Annotated in this window: 14 protein-coding genes; 8 read left to right on the top strand and 6 right to left on the bottom strand. The window is 67.6% G+C overall.

Going from position 1 to position 17,730, the window contains the following annotated elements:
* The first annotated feature begins 55 nt into the window (after nt 1-55).
* A complete protein-coding gene (locus QE373_RS00835) occupies nt 56-457 on the top strand; it encodes a hypothetical protein (RefSeq protein ID WP_309682481.1) in 402 nt (133 codons plus the stop codon).
* Between the two features lie 755 nt (nt 458-1,212).
* Here the strand turns inward: QE373_RS00835 and QE373_RS00830 are convergent.
* Together QE373_RS00830 and QE373_RS00825 are read right to left on the bottom strand one after the other, a co-directional pair.
* Nucleotides 1,213-1,752, bottom strand: a complete 540-nt coding sequence (locus QE373_RS00830; RefSeq protein WP_309682476.1) for a pseudouridine synthase — start codon at nt 1,750-1,752, stop codon at nt 1,213-1,215.
* A gap of 143 nt (nt 1,753-1,895) precedes the next feature.
* On the bottom strand, nt 1,896-2,762 hold the full coding sequence (locus QE373_RS00825) for a methyltransferase (protein ID WP_309682474.1): 867 nt from the start codon (nt 2,760-2,762) through the stop codon (nt 1,896-1,898).
* 169 nt (nt 2,763-2,931) lie between these two features.
* Between QE373_RS00825 and QE373_RS00820 the strand changes: the two genes are divergently transcribed.
* Nucleotides 2,932-3,888, top strand: coding sequence for an aldo/keto reductase (locus QE373_RS00820; protein WP_309682471.1), 957 nt, complete (start codon nt 2,932-2,934; stop codon nt 3,886-3,888).
* Nucleotides 3,889-3,903: 15 nt separating this feature from the next.
* Here QE373_RS00820 and QE373_RS00815 read toward each other — a convergent pair whose 3' ends face one another.
* Together QE373_RS00815 and QE373_RS00810 are read right to left on the bottom strand one after the other, a co-directional pair.
* Nucleotides 3,904-6,558, bottom strand: a complete 2,655-nt coding sequence (locus QE373_RS00815) for a hypothetical protein (RefSeq protein WP_309682468.1) — start codon at nt 6,556-6,558, stop codon at nt 3,904-3,906.
* Between the two features lie 88 nt (nt 6,559-6,646).
* On the bottom strand, nt 6,647-7,045 hold the full coding sequence (locus QE373_RS00810; RefSeq protein WP_309682466.1) for a hypothetical protein: 399 nt from the start codon (nt 7,043-7,045) through the stop codon (nt 6,647-6,649).
* A gap of 47 nt (nt 7,046-7,092) precedes the next feature.
* Between QE373_RS00810 and QE373_RS00805 the strand changes: the two genes are divergently transcribed.
* Nucleotides 7,093-9,189: a methyl-accepting chemotaxis protein gene (locus QE373_RS00805; RefSeq protein WP_309682463.1), complete on the top strand. Its 2,097-nt coding sequence runs from the start codon at nt 7,093-7,095 to the stop codon at nt 9,187-9,189.
* Between the two features lie 129 nt (nt 9,190-9,318).
* On the opposite strand, the gene QE373_RS00800 is transcribed toward QE373_RS00805, so the two are convergent.
* Nucleotides 9,319-10,221: a LysR substrate-binding domain-containing protein gene (locus tag QE373_RS00800; RefSeq protein WP_309682460.1), complete on the bottom strand. Its 903-nt coding sequence runs from the start codon at nt 10,219-10,221 to the stop codon at nt 9,319-9,321.
* A gap of 106 nt (nt 10,222-10,327) precedes the next feature.
* Here QE373_RS00800 and QE373_RS00795 point away from each other — a divergent pair, with 106 nt between their 5' ends.
* The 5 genes from QE373_RS00795 to QE373_RS00775 all read left to right on the top strand — a co-directional run bounded on the left by QE373_RS00795 (nt 10,328) and on the right by QE373_RS00775 (nt 14,846).
* On the top strand, nt 10,328-11,542 hold the full coding sequence (locus QE373_RS00795) for an MFS transporter (RefSeq protein WP_309682457.1): 1,215 nt from the start codon (nt 10,328-10,330) through the stop codon (nt 11,540-11,542).
* Nucleotides 11,543-11,651: 109 nt separating this feature from the next.
* The gene (dkgB, locus tag QE373_RS00790; RefSeq protein WP_309682453.1) at nt 11,652-12,455 is read left to right on the top strand and encodes a 2,5-didehydrogluconate reductase DkgB; all 804 of its coding nucleotides are present in this window, start codon (nt 11,652-11,654) and stop codon (nt 12,453-12,455) included.
* 106 nt (nt 12,456-12,561) lie between these two features.
* A complete protein-coding gene (locus tag QE373_RS00785; RefSeq protein WP_309682448.1) occupies nt 12,562-13,725 on the top strand; it encodes an IS1182 family transposase in 1,164 nt (387 codons plus the stop codon).
* The gene (locus tag QE373_RS00780) at nt 13,620-13,949 is read left to right on the top strand and encodes a transposase (RefSeq protein WP_345784383.1); all 330 of its coding nucleotides are present in this window, start codon (nt 13,620-13,622) and stop codon (nt 13,947-13,949) included. Before QE373_RS00785 ends, QE373_RS00780 begins: the two co-directional genes overlap by 106 nt.
* A 195-nt stretch (nt 13,950-14,144) precedes the next feature.
* Nucleotides 14,145-14,846: an alpha/beta hydrolase gene (locus QE373_RS00775; RefSeq protein WP_309682445.1), complete on the top strand. Its 702-nt coding sequence runs from the start codon at nt 14,145-14,147 to the stop codon at nt 14,844-14,846.
* A gap of 162 nt (nt 14,847-15,008) precedes the next feature.
* Here the strand turns inward: QE373_RS00775 and QE373_RS00770 are convergent, their stop codons facing one another.
* The gene (locus tag QE373_RS00770; protein ID WP_309682442.1) at nt 15,009-17,723 is read right to left on the bottom strand and encodes a bifunctional acetate--CoA ligase family protein/GNAT family N-acetyltransferase; all 2,715 of its coding nucleotides are present in this window, start codon (nt 17,721-17,723) and stop codon (nt 15,009-15,011) included.
* Nucleotides 17,724-17,730 lie beyond the last annotated feature (7 nt).

Raw genomic sequence — 17,730 nt, 5'->3', positions numbered from 1 at the left:
GCCGTTTACAGCAACCGCGCGACACTGGAGTTCGACCCGAGGCAAAGGACCCCACATGAGCAGACTGACCGTAATCACCGACCGTGCACTGGAACGCGCGCTGGACCTGGCCCATAGCGCCGGCGATGGCATCAAGCACGCAGGCGGCAACCTGGGCGGTAGCCTGCGCCATTTCGGCCCCACCGCCGCAGACTGGCTGAAGACCGGCGCAGCACTGGGCGCAGTGAAGACCGGCGGCCGGATCGCCACCAAGGCAGTGCGCCGCAACCCGGCGGTGACCATCGCCGCTGCTGCCGTCGGCGTCGGCCTGCTGGGCTACGCGCTGTACCGCAAGCAGCAGAAGAAGAAGCTGGCTGGTGGCCATGTCGTCAACGGACAGGCGCAGCGGGTTGCCGCACGTGACCGCCGCGTCAACACGGTGGTGGACGAACACAGCGATATCGGCAGCGACGCCTGAGCGTTTGCCGCGGGGTGAAGACCCGCCGCTGTGCTGGCCGGTTCGGCAGATACGAAGGGTGGGGCGGATGCCACGCCCTTCGTCGTTTTGGCGGTGGCGATGTCGCTGTTGCCAATTGCGTTGGCCGCTGCAGTGCCTGCATGTTCGGTGGACCATCCACCGTCGTGCGCAGGAGCCGCCCTTGTTTTCCGCCAGCAGCACCGCCGCCGCTGCCCCCCTTGCGCCGGCAAGGCACGCCCCGCCGGCCAGCACCCCGGACCCTGCCGCGCCTGCACTCCGCCCTTGCGCCGTGGGCAACTCACCGGTAGCCGAATTCGATCTGCGCCTGCTTGCCTCACCGTGCCCGCCGGTGCCGTTGCGGCCATTGGGCCCTGCGCTTACCGCTGCCGACATGGCCGTGGCGATGGTAAGAGACCGGCGCTACGCCAGCATGGTGGATGCCATCCACGCCCCGCTGATTGCGCAGATAGGGGCCACTTACGCCTTCGATGCACTGCGCCTGGAAGTGTTCGGCCGCTGGGTACTGGCCAATCGCGCTGCGCTGGCGATCAACATCGGACCGGATGACAACGCACTGCTTGCCGGGTGCCGGGTGCTCGCCTGGCTGCCGGGGGTGGGAGAAAGCGCACGCCAGTGCGCCCAGGCCTACGTTTTCATCCTGTACCACATGGCCGCGCAGCTGGGCGACGAACACATCGGCCTGCACGTGGAACCCATTGCGCAGGCACTCGCCGCCCGCACCCCCGCACCTGCCCTTAGTCCACTTGCCGCCACTGTCCCGGCTGCAGCTCACCCAACTGATACGGCCCCATCGATGCACGGACCAGCCGCAGCGTCGGCAGGCCGACGGCGGCGGTCATCCGTCGCACCTGCCGGTTACGCCCTTCGCGCAGTGTCACGGCCAGCCAGGCATCGGGCACCGTCTTGCGGAAACGCACCGGCGGGTCACGCACCCACAGCGCGGGTGCATCGATCTGCTCGATCCGGGCAGGCAGGGTGGGCCCGTCCTTGAGCAGCACGCCCCGGCGCAGCTGCGCCAGCCGTTCCGGCGTCGGTTCGCCTTCCACCTGCACCCAATAGGTTTTATCCGCTTTATGCCGCGGATCGGTCAGGCGGTGGGCCAGCCCACCGTCATCGGTCAACAGCAGCAGGCCTTCGCTGTCATGGTCCAGGCGGCCTGCGGCGTACACATCCGAGGGCAGGCCGAACCCCGCCAGGGTGGGCCGTGGCGGCACGCTGCGGTCGGTGAACTGGCACAGGACATTGAACGGCTTGTTGAACAGGATCAGGGACATGGGCAGATCAACAGGACGACGGGAAACGCAGCCGCCATTGTCGCCGGTGTCGCAGGCAACCGCGATGCCGCTGCGCCGAGTCGGTGATCACAGGCACAGCGGCATGCCGGTCATGCGCAGGGATGCCGCTGTCTCCGCCGCGGTCAACCGCGCGGTTTGACGAAGCGCAGGGTCATGCGATCGCTCTCGCCGATGGCACGGTACTTCGCCGCGTCGGCTGCATCATGGTTGTTTGACGGCGGCAGCGTCCACACGCCGTTGGGATGATCCTTGGTATCGCGCGGGTTGGCGTTGATCTCGCTGCTGCCATCCAGCTTGAAGCCGGCGGCTTCGGCCATCGCGATCACCTGCTGCTGTCCGACATAGCCGGTGCCGTCGTCGTCGCCGACATCGGCCTTGGCGCGATGTTCGACCACGCCCAGCACGCCGCCCGGCTTCAGCACGTCGTAAAAGCCCTTGAACATGCCCGGTGCCTGGCCGGACTTGCGCCAGTTGTGCACGTTGCGGAAGGTCAGCACCACATCGGCCGAAGCAGGCTTGCCGAACACCGGCGCGGCCGGGTCGTAGGCGACTTCGGTGGCCTTGTCGAACTGTGCGGGCGCGGTGCTGAATTTCTTCTGCAGGCCGTCGCGGCTGCGCTGCTGGTAGTCGCGTCCACGTCCTTCCGGCACCGCTGCCGGATCCACCACCGCGGCAATGTACTGGCCCTGCTGGCGCACCAGCGGCGCCAGGATTTCCGAATACCAGCCATTGCCGGGGGTGATCTCGATGACCGTGCTGGCCGGGGTCAGCTTGAAGAACGACAGCGTCTGCGCCGGATGGCGGAAGCCATCGCGGGTGACATTGGCAGGATCACGCGTGGTGGACTTCACCGCCGCCTCGATCGCCGGGCTGACCTGTCCCTGCGGCGCCGCGCCGGCGGCAGCGGGCGTGCGCGCGTACAGCGGCGATGCGGACAGCGCCACTGCCACGGCGAGGCAACAGGCAGACACGTTGATCAGGTTCTTCATGGCAGGGCTCCCTTGGATGGTGGGCGCAGACTAGCAGCCCGAGCTGCTCCGGTGTTCACAAAGCGTTATCGCCACGCGGCACGCCGGAACACAGTTTTGCGGCAGCTGCCGCAGCAGCGTCATCTCCCTGCCCGTATGCTGCTGTGGTCGCTACCCGAGGAGATTTCGAATGACGGCAACCCGCGAACTGGGCCGCTCCGGCCTGCAGGTGCATCCCATCGCCTTCGGCGGCAATGTATTTGGCTGGAGTGCGGACGAGAAAACGACCTTCGCCCTGCTTGATGCCTTTATCGATGCCGGCTTCAACCTGGTCGATACCGCCGATGCTTATTCGGCATGGGTACCGGGAAACCAGGGCGGTGAATCGGAAACATTGATCGGCAGGTGGTTCGCGCGTAGCGGCAAGCGCGACAAAGTGGTTCTGGCCACCAAGGTGGCGAAGTGGTCCGAACAGCCCGGCCTGTCGGCGGACAACATCACCGCGGCGGTGGAAGGTTCGCTGCGTCGCCTGCAGACCGATGTCATCGATCTCTACCAGGCGCACGAGGATGACGAATCCACGCCGCTGGAGACGACGCTGGGAGCCTTCGCGCGGCTGATCGAACAGGGCAAGGTCCGCGCCATCGGCGCCTCCAATTACAGTGCCGATCGGCTGGCCGATGCACTCAAGGTATCAGCCGACTACCAGCTGCCCCGTTATGAAACGCTGCAGCCGGAATACAACCTCTACGACCGCTCCGGTTATGAAGCCGGCCTGGAAGCGCTGGTGCAGCGTGAGCAGCTCGGCGTGATCAGTTACTACTCGCTGGCCAGCGGTTTCCTGAGCGGTAAGTACCGCCGCACTGAAGACGCGTCCAGGAGCCCTGCGCGCGGCCAGGCCGTGGTGGCGAAGTACCTCAACCCGCGCGGCAACCGCATCCTGGCGGCACTGGACGACATCGCCAGCCGGCACACGGCAACCGCTTCGCAGGTCGCCTTGGCCTGGCTGATCGCGCGTCCGTCCATCACCGCACCGATCGTCAGCGCGACCAGCGTGGAGCAGCTGCACGACGTGCTGGCGGCGGCCACCCTGGCGCTGTCTGCGCGGGATATCGCCGAGCTTGATGAGGCCAGCGCCGCCGGCTGACGATCAGAGTGGGAATCAGGATGCTTCCACGGAAGCGGAAGCATCGTCCTGCGCATCGGGCAGGTCGTCGTCGCGCCGGACCAGGCCCTGCCCCTTCAGCAGCCACAGGATCTCGTCCTCTGCGTAGCGGGCGTGGGGCAGCAGCTGGTTGCGCTGGGCGAAGGCGAGCGCCGCTGCCGTGTTGCCAGCAGCCATCCTGTAATTGCGGCCATGCGTGCCATGGCGTTCGAAACCCAGGCGACCTTCGCGGCCTTCATGATCCACGTACTGCAACACCCCCTGCCGCCACGAGAACCAGGAGCGGCGCGTCACTGCCGGCGCGGTTACCTGTCCCGACGGCTGCAGCCGCGTCAGCCCGCACGGATCAGCAGAGTCTGCAGCAGGCACATGCGGGTCGTCGCCAGGGGAGGTCCGGTCCGGGTCTGGAGGGATCCACGTGATGCCCTGCTGTTCCAGCAGTTCGACCAGGTCGGCGAGGCGGTAGGAAACATCGTCCTGCAGCTTGTGACGTTGCATGAAGCGCACCGCGTGCGCCTGCTGCGTCACAAGCTGCCACTGATCCGGCGCAGTGGGCGAGGCCACCATCCGCAGCCGTCCAAGGCTGCCTCGTTCGTCGAGGAACACCAGCGCGTCGGCGCCCAAGGCGAAGCTGTTGCGACGCAGGATCACGTTCCCGGCCCGGCCGGGCATACGGACCTCCCTGGCGATCAGGAACGGCAGGCGGTCGTTCACCGCCTGCGGGGTGAACGCTTCCTCGCCGCACCAGGTGGATCGTTCGCGGAGGAACAGGTGCCGTGTCTGCTGCGCGTGTACCCGGTCGCCATCGGCCTGCCCAACGTCGTCGCCCGGTTCAAAGCGACAACCCGACATGGCCTGCGTGCCGTTGATCAGGGTGGCCATCGATCGGGCGCCCAGGCTGAACCCCGCCTCCGCATCCTGCAGCGCGTAGCCCCCTTGGGGGGTGCTGGTCACCTCCAGGTAGCCAACGCGCAGCCCGCGGCACGCCTCCGACGACGGCCTGACGAAGTAGGCGACGAATGTCCTGCGCCGCTGGGCCGGATCTTCGTAGCTGATCAACCGGAAGGTATTGGGCGCCAGGATGTGCGATGACCGGATGCGCCGCCGATGCAGCAGGTGATCACTGAGCGGGGACACGCTCAGCACCGAGAACACGTCCTCATCGACCAGCGGGGTGGGATCGCGGGGCGCGGCGCGCTGCATCTGGCCCAGTCCCTCGTACTTGCGCGCGCCTCGTCCGCGCTGGGCTGCGGGGATGTGTTCGTGCACGACCTCGGTCTTTACCCAGGCAGCGCTGCGGTCGCGCAGCGCGCCGGCAAAGCCATCCATGAAATGGTCGTGCGCCCGTTGCGGTACGCAGAAGCTGGCCTGGACCGGGCCGAAGCGCATCTTCCGCACCTGCAGCCGCGCCTCACGCGTATCGTGGAAGCGCAGGCAGGCCAGGGCGGCATGGGCGCCAGCCGCACGTTCGACGCCATCACTGCTGCCATTGGCGTTTGCTCCCGGCGTGCAGTGGCCAGCGCATTCCACTGGCTTGTCGCGGTCACCGGCCACCAGAGGGTGCTGCGGTGCGGCTACCCGTCGGTCATCCTGACCCATGGCCGGATGCAGGCCGTCCTTGGCATGCGCGCTCGACTGCTTGCTGACTGCCGTGCTTTCCTTGCTCTGCTGGGCCATCTGGCCGAGCGCGGTCTGCTTCCTGAGAATGGATGCACTCTCTTTCCGCGGTCCCTGCGCGGCGGGGCCCGGGACACCCGCCGCGCCGTCCACGGACACTGATCGGGCGCCCGTCGGCCGGCGACCCGGAGCGGCGTGTCCGCGCCCTGCGTCCGCTCCTGTGGACGTTCGCGACCCAACGCGTGAAGAAGGCGGCGGCGGCTTCGGTCTGGCCTTGGGTTTGGCCCGGCGCGCGTCGGCTCCGGGCAACGGCCAGGCGCCAGCGCCCTGCGCATCATCGACGGACTGCCCAGCGACGCCGGATGCACAATGCCATGGCAACATGATCGGTCCTTCGGTGCCATTGGCCGGCAGCCCGTCGCGGGCGGTGCAGCGCGATGCCGCCCCTGCTGCCGGCACGCGTGCCACGTTCAGGCTGCCCGCCCCGGCGGCACCACGCAGCGACTGCAGCCCTGCATACGCGTTGGTCGCGACGTGCAGCAGGTGTGCCAGGCGGACCAGATGCTTGCCCGCCGTCGTGGACGGCGAACGGACCGGCCGCTGGTGCTGCAGCGCGTGCACCAGGGCACACGCGGCCAGACCAAGCACCAGCGGGGCAGGATCGGCACCGCCATCGGTAACCTCGGGCAGCCAGCGCAGGCGGTCTGCCACGGCCTGCAGGATCACGATGGGGGCGATGCGGGTGAGTGGGATCGACTGAAGCGCTCGCAGCACATTGCCCCTGCGCGCTTCGGACAGGCCGCAGTACGTTGCATAGGCGGTCCATGGAATGGTTATCCCGGGCAGCAGCTGGTCGGCCTGCTGCACCAGCTGCGAGAACGCCCGCGCCGTACCCCAGCGGACCAGCTCGTGGCCCAGGTTGTCGCCGATCAGATGGAGTTCGCTTCGCCAGGGCGGTGGTGCCGCAGGTTGCCGCGCGCGTTCCGGCAGGACACCGTTGAAGATCGCCGATGGCAGCCTTACCGGCTGCAGCATCCTGCACACCCACGCACCGACGTTGATCGGGGCCTGGGTTCCGCAGTGACCGTGAGAGGGCGCGACAGGGGACATGGCGTGCGGGTACCTAGTCCGGCAGGCCCGGCGCGGCCACCCTGGTCCGCAGCAGGCTGTTGTCGTTGAGCCGCCAGTTGATCTCCATCGGCGTCGGCGGTTGATCTGCCTCGATATCGTCATGCCGTGCAAACGCCAGCGAAGCATCGGACGTGCCGGCGGCAGGCCGCAGGTCGTGCCGGTTGATCGCACCGGTGGTGGCGCAGGGAACATGCGGAATGGAAGGCGTGAACGGCATGGCTTGATGATCCATCACCTGATCACCGGCGGACTTTCGAGTTGCGTGCATTGCCGGCACCTTGCGCCACCCGGATACCGGTCGATTGTTCCAACGGTGACCAATACCGGAAATCACATGGTTATCACGTCGTTGAATGGAACAGGAATCGTGACGTAATTCGCACTTCAGCATCCAAGCCGCCGTCCGATAACCGAATTCCCCTTCCCGGACCTGCGCTCATGCGGAACGTCTCTCCGTCTCCTCCTTCTTCCTCTCGCGGCATCCAGTTCAAGCTGATCGGCGCCAGCGTGCTGGGCGTACTGCTGCTGGTGGTCAGTGCGCTGGCCGGCCTGGCCTCGGCCTGGTTCGACCTGGGCGCGGCGATGCCGGCCTCCTATTCGGTGAGCCGCGACGCCGAGCAGCTGCAGCGGGAGTTCCGCCTGCAGGTGCAGGAGTGGAAGAACGTGCTGCTGCGGGGTGCGGACGATGCGCTGCGCGAAAAGCACGCGGCCGCCTTGGCCGAAGAAGGGCGCAAGGTAGCGGAACTGGCCGCCAAGGTCGGCCGTGCCGACGATGGCCGGACGCGGGAGCTGGTCGCCGCGTTCATGACCGACCAGGCCGCGCTGCAGCGTGACTACCAGGCCGCACTGCAGGCCTATATTGCAGCGGGTTACGACCCGGCCGCCGGTGATGCGCCGGTGCGCGGCCGCGACCGCCCGCTGGCGCAGGCGCTGGATGGCCTGGCCGCGCATACCGCGCAGGTCGCGGATGCGGCCATCGCACGCCGCTCAAGCCACGCACGCGAACTGCTGGTGACCAGTGCCGTGGTGACGGTCATCAGCGCCGTGCTGCTGTTGCTCGCGCTGTCCTGGTGGCTGCGCCGCGCCGTGGTGCGGCCGGTGGTGGCGGTGGAAGCCGCCGCGCGCGCCGTGGCTGCCGGCGACCTGGACTACCGCGTGCAGGTGCAGGGGCGCGATGAGATCGGCCGCTTGGCCACGGCCATGCAGGACGTGCAGGGCACGCTGCGCGGTGTGCTGGCAGCGCAGGCAGAAATGGCCCGCACCCACGAGGCGGGGCAGATCAGCCATCGCATGGACGCCGCCGCGTTCCCCGGCGCTTACGGCCGCATGGTGGCCGACTGCAATGCACTGGTCGCTGCGCACATCCAGGTGAAGATGCGTGCCATCGCCGTCATGGGTCGTTATGCCGTCGGCGATCTGTCCGAAGACATGGACCGCCTGCCGGGCGAGAAGCGCGTGATCACCGATGCACTGGATGCCGCCAAGGCGAACCTCGGCGCGATCAATGCCGAGATCAAGCGACTGGCAGGCGCCGCTGCCGCCGGTGACTTCAGCCAGCGCGGCAACGTGGCCGGCTTCGAGCATGATTTCGCCGACATGGTGGCCGGCCTCAACCAGCTGATGCAGACCACCGACGGCAACCTGGCCCACGTATCGCGCATGCTGCGCGCGATCGCCGATGGCGACCTGCGTGCGCGCATGGAGGGTGAGTTCCATGGCGTGTTCGCGCGGATCGCCGGCGACGCCAATACCACGGCGGCGCAACTGGCGACGATCGTCGCCGATATCCAGCAGGTGGCCGGTGGCGTCCGCGAAGCCGCGATGGAGATCGCAAGCGGCAACAGCGACCTGTCCCAGCGCACCGAACAGCAGGCCGCCAACCTGGAAGAAACCGCCGCCTCGATGGAGGAGCTCACCTCTACCGTGCGCCAGAACGCAGAACATGCGCGCACCGCCAACGACCTGGCCCGCAGCGCGGCGGGCGTGGCCTCGCAGGGTGGCGACGTGGTCGGCCAGGTCGTGGAAACGATGGGCGGTATCGAAACGTCTTCGCGGCGGATTGCCGAGATAATTTCGGTGATCGACGGCATCGCCTTCCAGACCAACATCCTGGCCTTGAACGCGGCCGTGGAAGCCGCGCGGGCGGGCGACCAGGGCCGCGGCTTCGCCGTGGTGGCCAGTGAAGTACGCACGCTCGCACAGCGTTCGGCGGCCGCTGCAAAGGAGATCAAGGGGCTGATCGATGAATCGGTGGAAAAGGTTGCCGATGGCTCCGCGCTGGTGCGCCAGGCCGGCAACACGATGGGCGAGATCGTTGCCTCGGTGCAGCGCGTGACCGACATCATGGCCGACATCTCCGCCGCTTCGCAGGAACAGAGCGCAGGCATCGAACAGGTCAACCAGACCGTGGTGCAGATGGACGGCGCCACCCAGCAGAATGCCGCGCTGGTGGAAGAAGCCTCCGCTGCCGCGCGCAGCATGGAACAGCAGGCGGCGCGCCTGGTCGAATCGGTGGGCGTGTTCACCCTGGCCTGACGCATGGCGCCGTGGGCCCGGCAGTGACGGCCGCTGGCCGTCAGCCGACGCGCTCCCGGTAGTGACGGCCGCTGGCCGTCAGCCGATGCGCTCCCGGTGGGTGACGACCGTTGGTCGTCACGCTTCGGGCTACACCACGAACGGCTCGCGCTGCATGCCATCTGCCAGCACATCCACGAACGACCGCACGCGCGCCGACACCGCGGTGTTGCGGTAGTACACCGCGTGGATGGGCTGGTAGACATCCAGCGTCTGCGCGATCAGCACCGGCACCAGCGCGCCGCTGGCGCGGTCGGCGTGGGTCAGGAAATCAGACAGGCAGGTGATGCCGGCGCCTTCCACCGCCAGCCGGCGCAGGGTCTCACCACTGGAAGCGGCGATGTCCGGGCGTACCCGCAACTGGCCCTCGTCGTCGCCGGGCAGCGGCCAGCGGTTCAGCGATTCGGGTTCGTTGAAGCCCAGCAGCGTATGCGCCGACAACGCGGCCACGCTGTCCGGCGTGCCGTGCTGGCGCAGGTAGCCCGGGCTGGCCACCAGCTGCAGGCGGCAGCGGCCGAGCAGGCGGGCATGCAGGGTGGAATCGGCCAGCGGACCGATGCGGATGGCCAGGTCGGTGCGCCGCTCCAGCAGGTCGATGTAGCGCTCGGAGCTGTTCACTTCCAGCGCCACCTCCGGAAACTGCTGGCGATAGCGGGCCACCAGCGGAGCGATCACATGCAGCACGAACGGCATCGCCGCATCCACGCGCAGGCGACCAGCCGGACGCTGGCGACGCAGCGCCATCTGTTCCTCCGCGGTCTCCACTGCCTCGACGATCTGCCGCGCCTGGCGTACGAAGGCCTCGCCTTCGGCGGTCAGGTGCAGGCGGCGCGTGGTGCGGGTCAGCAGGGTGGTGCCCAGCTTTTCTTCCAGCCGGCCCAGCGCGCGGCTGACCCCGGACGGGGTCTGGCCCAACTGCTCGGCCGCCGCGCTGATGGTGCCGCTGTCGATGACCGCCAACAGGGCCTGCATTTCATCCAGGGTGATCTTCATCGCCGCATTATTGACCATCAGGCAAGAGTGATTGGCGTGAAGACGTGTTTTTCGGCAAAGGTCAACGGCGCAGACTGCGCTCCTTTCTTTCCTGCCGGACCCTGTCATGACCCGTGGCATTCCCCTCGCCCTGCTGGCGCTCACCCTCGGTGCCTTTGCCATCGGCACCACCGAGTTCGTGATCGTCGGGCTGCTTCCCACCATCGCCGCCGACCTGCAAGTCAGCCTGCCCTCGGCCGGCCTGTTGGTGTCCCTGTACGCGCTCGGCGTAGCGATCGGCGCGCCGGTGCTGACCGCGCTGACCGGCCGCGTGCCGCGCAAGACCCTGCTGGTGGCGCTGATGCTGGTGTTCACCGTGGGCAACCTGGTCGCCTACCTGGCGCCGGGCTACAACTCGCTGATCGTCGCGCGCATCCTGACCGGCCTCGCCCATGGCGTGTTCTTCTCCATCGGCTCGATCATCGCCACGTCGGTGGTGCCGAAGGAAAAAGCCGCCAGCGCGATCGCCATCATGTTCACCGGCCTGACCGTCGCCCTGGTGACCGGCGTCCCGCTGGGCACCTTCATCGGGCAGCACCTGGGCTGGCGCGCGACCTTCCTGGCGGTCTCCGGGCTGGGCGTGGTGGCGCTGCTGGGCAGCCTGGCCTTCGTGCCGCGCAACCTGGCGCAGAGCGCGCCGGCGACCTTCCGCCAGCAGCTGGGCGTACTGGCGCAGCCGCGGCTGCTGATGGTGTATGCGATGACCGCGCTCGGCTACGGCGGTACGTTCCTGTCCTTCACCTACCTGGCGCCGATCCTGCAGGAGGTCACCGGTTTTTCCGCCAATGCGATCAGTGGCGTGCTGCTGGTGTACGGCATCTCGGTGGCGTTCGGCAACGTGTGGGGCGGCCGCCTGGCCGACCGGCTCGGCCCGATTCCGGCCCTCAAGCGCATCTTCGCGCTGCTGGCGCTGGTGCTGCTGGTGTTGACCTTCACCGCGTACAACACCTGGCTGGTGCTGCTGACCGTGCTGGCGCTGGGCGCGGTGGCATTCGGCAACGTGCCCGGCCTGCAGGTCTACGTGGTCAAGCAGGCGCAGCGCTATGCGCCGCAGGCAACGGATGTGGCATCGGGGCTGAACATCGCCGCGTTCAATATCGGCATCGCCCTCGGCGCCTCGCTGGGTGGGCTGGTGGTGGAACACATCGGCCTGATGCACACCCCGTGGCTGGGCGCGCTGGTGGTGGTGGGCGCCTACGCCCTGACCGCGCTCAGCGGCCGGCTGGACCGCCGCGATGGCATCGACGACCGCGCCGACGGCATCACCGTGGCGGCGCATTGAACAGCCCGCTGCCGGGTCGCCCGCTGCGGCCGGGCACCACAACGCAGCGTTGCCCGCATGCACACGGCAGCTGCCCTACCCTCTTCCTGTCCCCCGCTGGAGTATCCCCATGACCGTTCCTGCTTTTGGCCTCGGTACGTTCCGCCTGAAAGAACAGGCGGTGATCGATTCGGTGCGCAATGCGCTCGACGTCGGCTACCGCGCCATCGATACCGCACAGATCTACGGCAACGAAGCCGAAGTTGGCCAGGCGATCGCCGAATCCGGCGTGCCACGCGATGACATCTACCTGACCACCAAGATCTGGATCAGCGAATTCAAGCGTGACGCGCTGCTGGCCAGCCTGCACCGCAGTCTGGAGAAGCTGCGTACCGACCGCGTCGACCTGACCCTGATCCACTGGCCATCGCCGGCTGACGCGGTGCCGATGGAGGAATACCTGCCGGCGCTGGCCGAAGCCAAGGCACAGGGCCTGACGCGCGGGATCGGCATCTCCAACTTCACCATCGCCCAGACCCGCCGCGCGATCGGCATCCTGGGGGCAAGCGAGATCGCCACCAACCAGGTGGAGATCCATCCGTACCTGCAGAACCGCCTGCTGGTGCCGTTCCTGCAGGAACAGGGCATCCACGTCACCGCGTACATGAGCCTGGCCTACGGCGAGGTGATCAAGGATCCCGTGATCCAGGCGATCGCCGGCCGCCACCAAGCCACCCCGGCGCAGGTCGCGCTGGCCTGGGCGCTGCAGCAGGGCTTTGCGGTCATTCCGTCTTCGACCCGGCGCGAAAACCTGGCCAGCAACCTGGAAGCTGCCAGCCTGCGCCTGACCGACGAAGACCTCGCCCAGATCGCCGTACTGGACCGCGGCCATCGGCTGGCCAATCCGGACGGCATCGCCCCGGCCTGGGACTGACCTCTCCCCTGGTGGGTGACGACCGTTGCAGGCTGTGTAACAAGTCTGAAAGCGGCGCCGGGCAATCGCTGAGAGGATCCCCGCTACGGTCGTAGCGGGTAGTCCCATGCATCACGTACGTGGCAAAGACAGGAATCAGTCAGCGTTGTTCCCGGTTGCGGTGGCCGATCTGGTGCCCGAGGATCATCCGTGCCGGGTGATCGAGGCCTTCGTGGATACCCTCAAGCTGGCTGAGCTGGGGTTCGCCAATGCCCGGCTGGGGGACACAGGGCGGCCGCCCTACGATCCGGCCGATCTTCTGAAACTGTATCTGTATGGATACCTGAATCTGGTCCGCTCTTCGCGCTCACTGGAGCGCGAATGCCATCGCAACGTCGAAGTGATGTGGCTGTTGGGGCAGCTTGCCCCCGACCATAAAACGATCGCCAATTTCCGCCGATACAACGTCCAGGCACTCAAGGGCGCCTCTGCCGAGCTGGTCCGGTTCCTGCGGTCGGCCGGTCTGGTGAGAGGGGAATGGGTCGCCATCGACGGCTCCAAGTTCCAGGCCGTGGCCAGCCGCAAGTCGGTGGATAGTCCAGCCAGTCTGGAACGACGGATAGAGCGGGCCGAGCAGCGCATGGAGCACTATCTGGCCCAGCTGGATGAGGCCGATCAAAGCGATGATGTCATTGAGCTGGATCGGGAAGGCGTACAGAAGGCAGTTGAGGTTCTGCGGCAGCGTCAGGTCGATGCAAAAGCCAAGCTGGAGGAGCTTTCGCGCGAGAATCTCAGTCACCGGATCGAGTCAGAACCGGAGGCCTGCCTGATGCGTGGCAAGGGCCCCGGCTACAACCTGCAGATTGCCGTTGACGGTGGCAGCGGCCTGATCGTGGCTCATTGCCTGACCAACGAGGCTGCCGACAGCCGGCAGTTACAGCCGATGGCCGAAGCCGCCGCCGCGGCGGTGGGGAGCGAAAAACTGGATGTCCTTGCTGATGCGGGATACTCCAATGGCGCCCAGGCAGCGGCTTTGGAGGAGCAGGGCATCCTGGTGCACGCGCCGGCCCAGCGCGGCCGCAACAGCAGCGGCGAGGGCGAGATGTTTGACCGGAGCGCCTTCACCTACGACCAGGCCAGCGACACATTTACCTGCCCGGCAGGCAAGGAAATGCGGCATTACAAATTTCATCGCAAGGATCTGCTGCACTACTACCGGCCAGCGCTGAAAGACTGTCAACAGTGTCCCCCCGGCGGAGCGTGTCGCGGCACCAGCATGATGATGCGTTGAACCGGATGGACCAGCGGGCGACGCCGGAGGCGATGCGCCGACGGCGCTGCACGGTGGAGCATCCATTTGCGGCATTGAAATACCGGATATTTGGCCATCCGCGGCTGCTGATGCGTGGATTGCTGGGCGCGGCAGCCGAAATGGCCATCGCAACGACGGTTTGGAACCTCAAGCGGGCAATTTCGATGCTGGGAGCCAAGGGGCTAAGGGCCAAACTGGCCTGACTCTGCAAAAAAGCCCAACGGCGCCCAAGGAGCGCCGTTTGGACGAATGGGTCCGGGGCGCTTGTTGCACAGGCTGCGTTGGTCGTCACGCTGCTGCCCTGGTGGGTGACGACCGTTGGTCGTCACGCTCCTGCTTGCCGTTGCGCTCGCCGAGCATGCCCCGGCGCTGACCGGTTGATCTTCTACAATGGCGCGATGACAGAACGCATTCCCCTGCTGCTGCTTCCCGGCCTGCTCAACGACGCCGAACTGTGGCGTGACCAGCTGGCCGACCTGGCCGACATCGCCGAGGCGACCGTCGGTGACCTCACCCGCGGCGAAACGATGCAGGCGGTGGCCGACGCCGTGCTCACACAGGCACCGCCCCGCTTTGCCCTTGCCGGTTTCTCACTGGGTGGGTTCGTGGCCCAGCAGATCCTGCGCAGTGCGCCGCAGCGGGTGCTGCGGCTGGCCCTGATCGACACCTCGATCCATGCCGATTCGCCGCAACGTGCCGCACAGCGTGCCGCACAGATCGCCAGTGTCCGCCTGCCCGGCCGGTTCCATGGGTTCGGCGACACGCTGATGCGCAGCTACATCGATGCTTCGCGGCTGGATGACCAGGTGCTGGTGCAACGCGTCCGCGACATGACCGCGCGACTTGGCGCGGAGGTGTTTCTGCGGCAGAGCGGGCTGGACCGCGAAGACGGCCATGCGCTGCTGGCGTCCTACCGCGACCCGCTGCTGATCGTGTGCGGTGAGAATGATCGCATCACCCCGTTGCAGATCAGCCGGGAGATGCAGGCACTGGCACCGCAGGCCACGCTGGTGGTGGTGCCCGGGTGCGGGCATCTGGCCCCGATGGAGAAGCCGGGCGAGGTCAGTGCGGCCATGCGCGAATGGTTGCTGCGGGATTGAGGTCGCGGGAAAGCATGCGCCGCGCGCAGCGGCAGGCAGAAGGGCTGACGGCCAGCGGCCGTCACTACCGGACGCCGGATCGGTAGCGCCGAGCCATGCTCGGCGAGCGCAGCGGTAAAGCAGGAGCCTGGCGGCCAGCGGCCGTCACTACCGGAAGCGGGATCATTCCAGCAGCTGCGCGGCCACCTGCTGCACCGGCAGGCTCACCATCATCACCGTCGAATCATCCGGATCCAGCCGGGTGCTGAAGCCCAGGCTCTGGCACATCGCGATCATCGTGCTGTTCTCGCGCAGCACCTGGCCTTCCACCAGGTCCAGGCCAAGCCATTTCGCGTACTCGATCATGATCGTCATCAGGCGCCAGCCGATGCCGTGGCCCTTCAGGTCCGAGCGGATCAGGATGCCGTACTCGCCGCGATGGTAATCGGCGTCGGCATGCAGGCGCACGGCACCCAGCATGTCACCGCTGCGCGGATCGATCGCCACCAGCGCGATGGAGCGCGCGTAGTCCAGCTGGGTCAGCCGGGCGATGAACTCGTGGCTGAAATGCTTGACCGACTGGAAGAAGCGCAGGCGCAGGTCTTCATCACTGACGCGCGCGAAGAACGCGCGGAACAGCGCATCGTCTTCGGGTCGCACCGGCCGCACGAAGGCATGGCTGCCATCGGACAGCTGCAGCGTGCGCTCCCATTCCTTCGGATACGGGAACACCGCGAACCGCGGGTGGCCGCGGCCTTTGTGCAGGATGCGCGAAGGCGCGATCGCGACCCGCGCGTCCAGGGCCAGGATGCCTTCGCGATCAGCCAGCAGCGGATTGATGTCCAGCGTGCGCACTTCCGGGATATCCGCTGCCAGCTGCGCCAGCTTGACCAGCACCAGGGCGACGGCACGCTCGTCGGCGGCCGGGAAATCGCTGTACGGCTTGAGGATGCGCGAGACCCGGGTGCGGCCGATCAGTTCATGTGCCAGCCGCAGGTCGAGCGGTGGCAACGCCAGTGCCTTGTCATTGATCACTTCCACCGCCGTGCCGCCACGACCGAACACGATCACCGGGCCGAACGTCGCATCGTCGGCGATGCCGGCGATCAGCTCGCGCGACTTCGGACGCACGATGGTCGGCTGCACCAGCAGGCCGTCGATGCGCGCATCGGGGCGCAGTTCGCGCGCACGCGCCAGGATGCTGGTCGCCGCCGCCTGCACCGCTGCCAGCGTGGACAGGTTGAGGCGCACGCCGTCCACTTCGGATTTGTGCGGGATGTCCGGCGACAGTATCTTCAACGCCACGCTGGCGCCCTGTTCCAGCAGTGGTTGGGCCAGGTCCATGGCCTCATGCGCATCGCGCGCATGCAGCACCGGCGCCGAAGGAATGCCGTATGCCTTCAGCAACGCATGCGTGGCCAGAGGATCCAGCCAGCGCTGTCCAGCGGCCAGCGCCGCGTCGACGATCGCGCGCGCGGCCACTGCATCGACCACGAAATCCTGCGGCAGGCTGGGCGGCGTCTCCATCAGCGCGCTCTGCGCGTCGCGATAGCGCACCAGGTGCTGGAAGCCGCGCACGGCTTCTGCTTCGGTGGGATAGGTCGGCACGCGTGCAGCGTTCAGGGTCGCGGTGGCGCGCTCGTCGTTGCCCAGCCATACCGCGAACACCGGTTTGTCGCGCTGGTGGCGCGGCCGCAGGCCCAGGGTGCGGGTGAGCGCCTGCGCGGCATCGGCGGAGGAGGTGAAGGCGGTCGGCACGTTGACCACCAGCAGCGCATCGTTCTCATTGTCGGCCAGCAGCGCTTCGATGGCGGCGGCATAGCGGTCTCCATCGGCGTCGACCACGATGTCCACCGGATTGGAGCGTGACCAGCCCTGCGGCAGCACCGCATCGAGCTGCTGCACGGTGCTGTCCGACAGCGTGGCGAGGGTGCCGCGCAGCGCCGCCAGCTGGTCCACCGCCAGCCGCCCGACGCCACCGCCGTTGCTGAGGATGGCCAGCCTGCGTCCGGGGAACGAGCCCAGCCGCCCCAGCGTCTCGGCGGCGGTGAACAGTTCGTCCAGCGCGCTCACCCGCAGCAGGCCGGCGCGGTTGAAGGCCGCGCCGTAGACATCATCGGCGCGCGCCAGCGCCTGCACGTGGGTATCGTTGCCCGGCATGATGCGTTCGGCACGGCCGGACTTGACCACCATCACCGGCTTGGAGCGCGCGGCGGCACGCGCGGCCGACATGAACTTGCGCGCGTCCTTGATCTGTTCCACGTACAGCAGGATGGCGCGGGTGCGGTAGTCGGTGGCGAAGTAGTCCAGCAGGTCGCCGAAGTCCACGTCCATCGTATCGCCCAGTGACACCACCGCCGAAAAGCCCACCGAGCGCGCCACGCCCCACTCCACCAGCGCGGCGGCGATCGCGCTGGACTCGGAAATCAGCGCCAGGTCACCGGCCTGCGGAACATGCGCGGCGATGCTGGCATTCAAGCGCGCATGCGGTGCGATGACCCCCAGGCAATGCGGCCCGAGGATGCGCAGGCCTTTGGCGCGGGCGCTGGCTTCCACCTGTGCGGCGAGCGAGCCGGGCCCTTCGCCCAGGTGCGCGGTGAGGATGATCGCCGCGGCCACGCCCAGCGCGGCGGCGTCGGCGATCACCTGCGGCACGATGCTGGCCGGCGCGGTCACCACCACCAGCTCCGGTACCCAATCCAGGTCCTTCAATCGCCTGGTGGTACGGATGCCATCGATCTCCGCATGGCGCGGGTTGACCCAGGCGACCTTGCCGGCGAATCCCGCCCCGCGCAGGTTGCGCATCACCGCCCGGCCGGCCGAACGATCGCGCGGACTGCCCCCGATCACGGCGACCGACTGCGGACGGAACACGGACTGCAGGTTGTAAGTGCTCATGCCGCTA

It is taken from the genome of Stenotrophomonas sp. SORGH_AS_0321, assembly GCF_031453215.1.
Classification (GTDB): Bacteria; Pseudomonadota; Gammaproteobacteria; order Xanthomonadales; family Xanthomonadaceae; genus Stenotrophomonas; species Stenotrophomonas chelatiphaga.
The sequence above is the reverse complement of the archived record's forward strand: the minus strand, read 5'-3'. Positions and strand labels throughout refer to the sequence as shown.

Bases quoted from the DNA above. Each gene is read 5' to 3' on its own strand.
- QE373_RS00805 (WP_309682463.1), top strand. From the start codon at position 7,093: ATGCGGAACGTCTCTCCGTCTCCTCCTTCTTCCTCTCGCGGCATCCAG.
- QE373_RS00800 (WP_309682460.1), bottom strand. From the start codon at position 10,221: ATGAAGATCACCCTGGATGAAATGCAGGCCCTGTTGGCGGTCATCGAC.
- QE373_RS00795 (WP_309682457.1), top strand. From the start codon at position 10,328: ATGACCCGTGGCATTCCCCTCGCCCTGCTGGCGCTCACCCTCGGTGCC.
- QE373_RS00820 (WP_309682471.1), top strand. From the start codon at position 2,932: ATGACGGCAACCCGCGAACTGGGCCGCTCCGGCCTGCAGGTGCATCCC.
- dkgB (WP_309682453.1), top strand. From the start codon at position 11,652: ATGACCGTTCCTGCTTTTGGCCTCGGTACGTTCCGCCTGAAAGAACAG.
- QE373_RS00775 (WP_309682445.1), top strand. From the start codon at position 14,145: ATGACAGAACGCATTCCCCTGCTGCTGCTTCCCGGCCTGCTCAACGAC.
- QE373_RS00810 (WP_309682466.1), bottom strand. From the start codon at position 7,045: ATGCTGAAGTGCGAATTACGTCACGATTCCTGTTCCATTCAACGACGT.
- QE373_RS00770 (WP_309682442.1), bottom strand. From the start codon at position 17,723: ATGAGCACTTACAACCTGCAGTCCGTGTTCCGTCCGCAGTCGGTCGCC.
- QE373_RS00835 (WP_309682481.1), top strand. From the start codon at position 56: ATGAGCAGACTGACCGTAATCACCGACCGTGCACTGGAACGCGCGCTG.
- QE373_RS00830 (WP_309682476.1), bottom strand. From the start codon at position 1,752: ATGTCCCTGATCCTGTTCAACAAGCCGTTCAATGTCCTGTGCCAGTTC.
- QE373_RS00825 (WP_309682474.1), bottom strand. From the start codon at position 2,762: ATGAAGAACCTGATCAACGTGTCTGCCTGTTGCCTCGCCGTGGCAGTG.
- QE373_RS00815 (WP_309682468.1), bottom strand. From the start codon at position 6,558: ATGCTGCAGCCGGTAAGGCTGCCATCGGCGATCTTCAACGGTGTCCTG.
- QE373_RS00785 (WP_309682448.1), top strand. From the start codon at position 12,562: ATGCATCACGTACGTGGCAAAGACAGGAATCAGTCAGCGTTGTTCCCG.